The organism is Vibrio sp. V03_P4A6T147 (genome assembly GCF_002241085.1).
In the GTDB taxonomy this organism is placed as follows: Bacteria; Pseudomonadota; Gammaproteobacteria; order Enterobacterales; family Vibrionaceae; genus Vibrio; species Vibrio anguillarum.
This window is the reverse complement of the sequence record NZ_NDIO01000279.1, coordinates 1-3,152: the sequence shown is the minus strand read 5'-3', so window position 1 is coordinate 3,152 and position 3,152 is coordinate 1. Positions and strand designations below refer to the sequence as shown.

Genomic DNA, 3,152 nt, shown 5'->3' with positions numbered 1-3,152 from the left:
TAACTACTCAATGTGGTTTTATCGTTCAAACAAATCTTGATGAAGTTTCTGAATTGCCGCTTTAGAAACCGACTCGTGTAATAAAAAGCAGAGGTTGTGCGGGCTGGCACCATAGCAAATCATACGCAAATTGAAATCTTCTAAGGTGCTAAAAACTTGTTTTGCATAGCCTTTGCTTTCACTCATGTTATTGCCGATCAGCGCAACTAAACACAGATTATGTTCGACTTCAACTTTACACAGCTCTTCTAATTCTAAGCGCACCGCTTGAGGCAGTTCAGGCGCTCCACCTGAGGTATCGGTTTTATCTAATGTTAATGAGACGCTGATTTCAGAGGTGGTGATCAAATCCACCGAAATTTTGTGTTTGGCTAAAATTTCAAACACCTTCGAAAGAAAGCCGTATGCGTGAAACATGCTAGCGCTGCGTAGCGTAACCATGGTTTGATTGCAGCGTAGGGTCAAGGCTCTAAATAGAGGTGAGCTTTCCACACGTTTACGGATCCAAGTGCCGCCTTTTTCAGGCTCTTTTGAGGAGCCGACAAACACAGGGATATCGTGGCGAAGCGCGGGCAGCAACGTCGATGGATGCAAAATCTTAGCGCCAAAGTTTGCCATCTCCGATGCTTCGCTAAAGCTTATTTCCGCAATCGGAGCGGCTTTAGGCGCAATGCGAGGGTCGGTCGTATAAATCCCCGGCACATCAGTCCAAATTTCTAAGCCAGAAGCTTGTACCGCTTCGGCGATCAAGGCCGCAGAATAATCACTGCCGCCTCGGCCCAATGTGGTTGTATTTCCTTGTTCATCAGCGCCGATGAAACCTTGAGTTACCACTACGTGTTGCAGACAAAGTGGTGTTAACTTCTCTTGGGCTAATTGCTGGATCTGCTCTAATTGCGGTTCCGCCCGACCGTAGTGATCATCAGTACGCAGCACTTCTCGAATATCAAAACGGATCGCATCCATGCCACGTTCACGCAGTAATTGCGTCAGAATGAAGGTCGACATTAACTCGCCACAAGCCACTAAGTGATCGGTCAGTTTTTTACTCGCTTGAAAAGAGGCCGCTTCTGCGACACTGGCCACCATATCTAAAATTGAGTGTACCTCTTTTTCAACTTGTAGCGGGTCGGCAAGTTTATCAATAATCGCATGATGAATATCAGCTAACTGTTTGATTATACTTAAGCGTTGATTGGCATCTTGTACGCCATTGGCTAATTCAACCAATAAATTCGTCACGCCAGAGCAGGCACTGCTCACGACTAATTTGGTCTCTGGATTATTTTCGATCACAGCGGCACAAAGGCTCATTGCTTCAAAGTTAGCAACGCTTGTTCCGCCAAATTTGGCGACATTGAATGCGCTCACGGCATTTCTCCCACGACTTCCTGAAATAAAAATAGTGTTGGTGTACCAACGTCCAATGTTTGAAGAGAGTTTTTCTAGAGCAAATAAAGAGGTGTTTTTATGATTGGTTTACCTCAGAAGCTCTTCATCAGGGTTGCTGATGACAGTTGAAGGGATTCAGCCCATTCAACCGATAAACCAAATCCACAACCTTGGTTTATCTCGGCACTGCTCCCCATTAATGTTTTGTATTGGAGTTGAGGCTCCACAAAACATCTGCCTGGGCAGTGCTCCTCTTCTGCTAGATAGCTCATTCATTGAACGTTTTTGAACTGTTAATGTCAATCGCTAATTAAGTCCAAATGTAAAATAAAATTAACCAGAGTGTGACACTGGTTTGACCTCTAGACTTCGGTCGAATTGTTGCATCAGCGGATTTGTTTTACTCTGGGTATTCGTATTTGGCCGCAAGCAAGGAGCAACTATGTCCATTACCAGTTTTAACCCACCCCAGCGAATTTTGATGGGGCCAGGCCCGTCAGATATTTACCCCCAAGTATTACAAGCGCTGAGCAGGCCGACTGTTGGCCACTTAGATCCGCTTTTTATCCAGATGATGGATGAGCTAAAGCAGCTGCTTAAATACGCTTTTCAAACGGAAAATGAGTTTACCATCGCGGTTTCCGCGCCGGGCAGCGCAGGTATGGAGGCGTGCTTTGTCAACCTGATTGAGCCGGGAGATAAGGTCATCGTGTGTCGCAATGGCGTTTTTGGCGAGCGTATGCGCGAGAATGTAGTGCGTTGTGGCGGAGAAGTGGTGCTGGTGGATGATGAGTGGGGAGCCCCCGTTTCGCTGGATAAAGTCGAGCAAGCCATACAGGCTAACCCTGATGCTAAAATTCTCGCGTTTGTCCATGCAGAAACGTCAACTGGTGCATTGAGTGATGCGCAAGCATTAGGTTTGCTGGCTAAGCAAAACAACATGCTGAGTATTGTAGATGCGGTGACATCCTTAGGCGGCGTGCCACTTTATGTGGATCAATGGCAGCTCGATGCCGTCTATTCTGGGAGCCAAAAGTGTTTATCGTGCCCTCCGGGTTTATCGCCACTAACTTTTTCAGCGCAAGCGATTGAAAAAATTCAATCTCGCACAACCCCCGTTCAAAGCTGGTTTTTAGATCAAAGCTTAGTGCTTGGTTATTGGAGCGGTGCAGGCAAACGCAGTTATCACCACACTGCGCCAGTTAACAGTTTGTACGCATTGCATGAAGCCTTGCTGGTGTTGAGAAACGAAGGTCTAGAGCAGGCTTGGGCACGTCATCGTGTGATGCATGACAAATTAAAGCTGGGCCTAGAAAAATTAGGATTTGAATTTGTCGTTGCTGAAGATTGTCGTTTACCGCAATTGAATGCGATCTATATTCCAGAGGGGGTTGATGAGGCTAAAGTGCGAGCGCATTTACTCAATCAATACAACTTGGAGATCGGCGCCGGCCTTGGCACTTTAGCGGGTAAAGCGTGGCGTATTGGTTTAATGGGGTATGGGGCGCGCAGTGAAAACGTGGCCTTATGCTTGCGGGCGCTAGAAGAGTCATTAACAAATTAGCAAAGAAACTACATAAGGGAGCATTTGCTCCTTTTTAGTGGTGCTGATGCCGAACGTTGTTCGTCTCAGCATCAATCATAAAATTCATTTTTATTGTTAGATCTTCCCTAGCGTGAGTGGAATACTCGTGATTGATGTCTTAAGATAAATTTTGCCGTTAATGGTTTAATTACTCGTATGAATATAAGTGGCATTT

Annotated in this window: 2 protein-coding genes and 1 riboswitch; of the genes, one reads left to right on the top strand and one right to left on the bottom strand. The window is 45.9% G+C overall.

The window, feature by feature from the left end; all coding sequences use genetic code 11:
* Positions 1-18: 18 nt before the first annotated feature.
* Positions 19-1,371 carry a lysine-sensitive aspartokinase 3 gene (gene lysC / locus B9J84_RS10895; RefSeq protein WP_017043419.1) on the bottom strand — a complete coding sequence of 451 codons (1,353 nt, stop codon included), beginning with the start codon at positions 1,369-1,371 and terminating at the stop codon, positions 19-21.
* Positions 1,372-1,480: 109 nt separating this feature from the next.
* Positions 1,481-1,656, bottom strand: a riboswitch (Lysine riboswitch).
* A gap of 178 nt (positions 1,657-1,834) precedes the next feature.
* Between lysC and B9J84_RS10890 the strand changes: the two genes are divergently transcribed.
* Complete coding sequence (locus B9J84_RS10890; protein ID WP_088720755.1) at positions 1,835-2,956, top strand: alanine--glyoxylate aminotransferase family protein; 1,122 nt, start codon at positions 1,835-1,837, stop codon at positions 2,954-2,956.
* The last annotated feature ends 196 nt before the right edge of the window (positions 2,957-3,152 follow it).

Excerpts from the sequence above, each read along its gene's own strand:
- B9J84_RS10890 (WP_088720755.1), top strand. The coding sequence starts at position 1,835 with ATGTCCATTACCAGTTTTAACCCACCCCAGCGAATTTTGATGGGGCCA.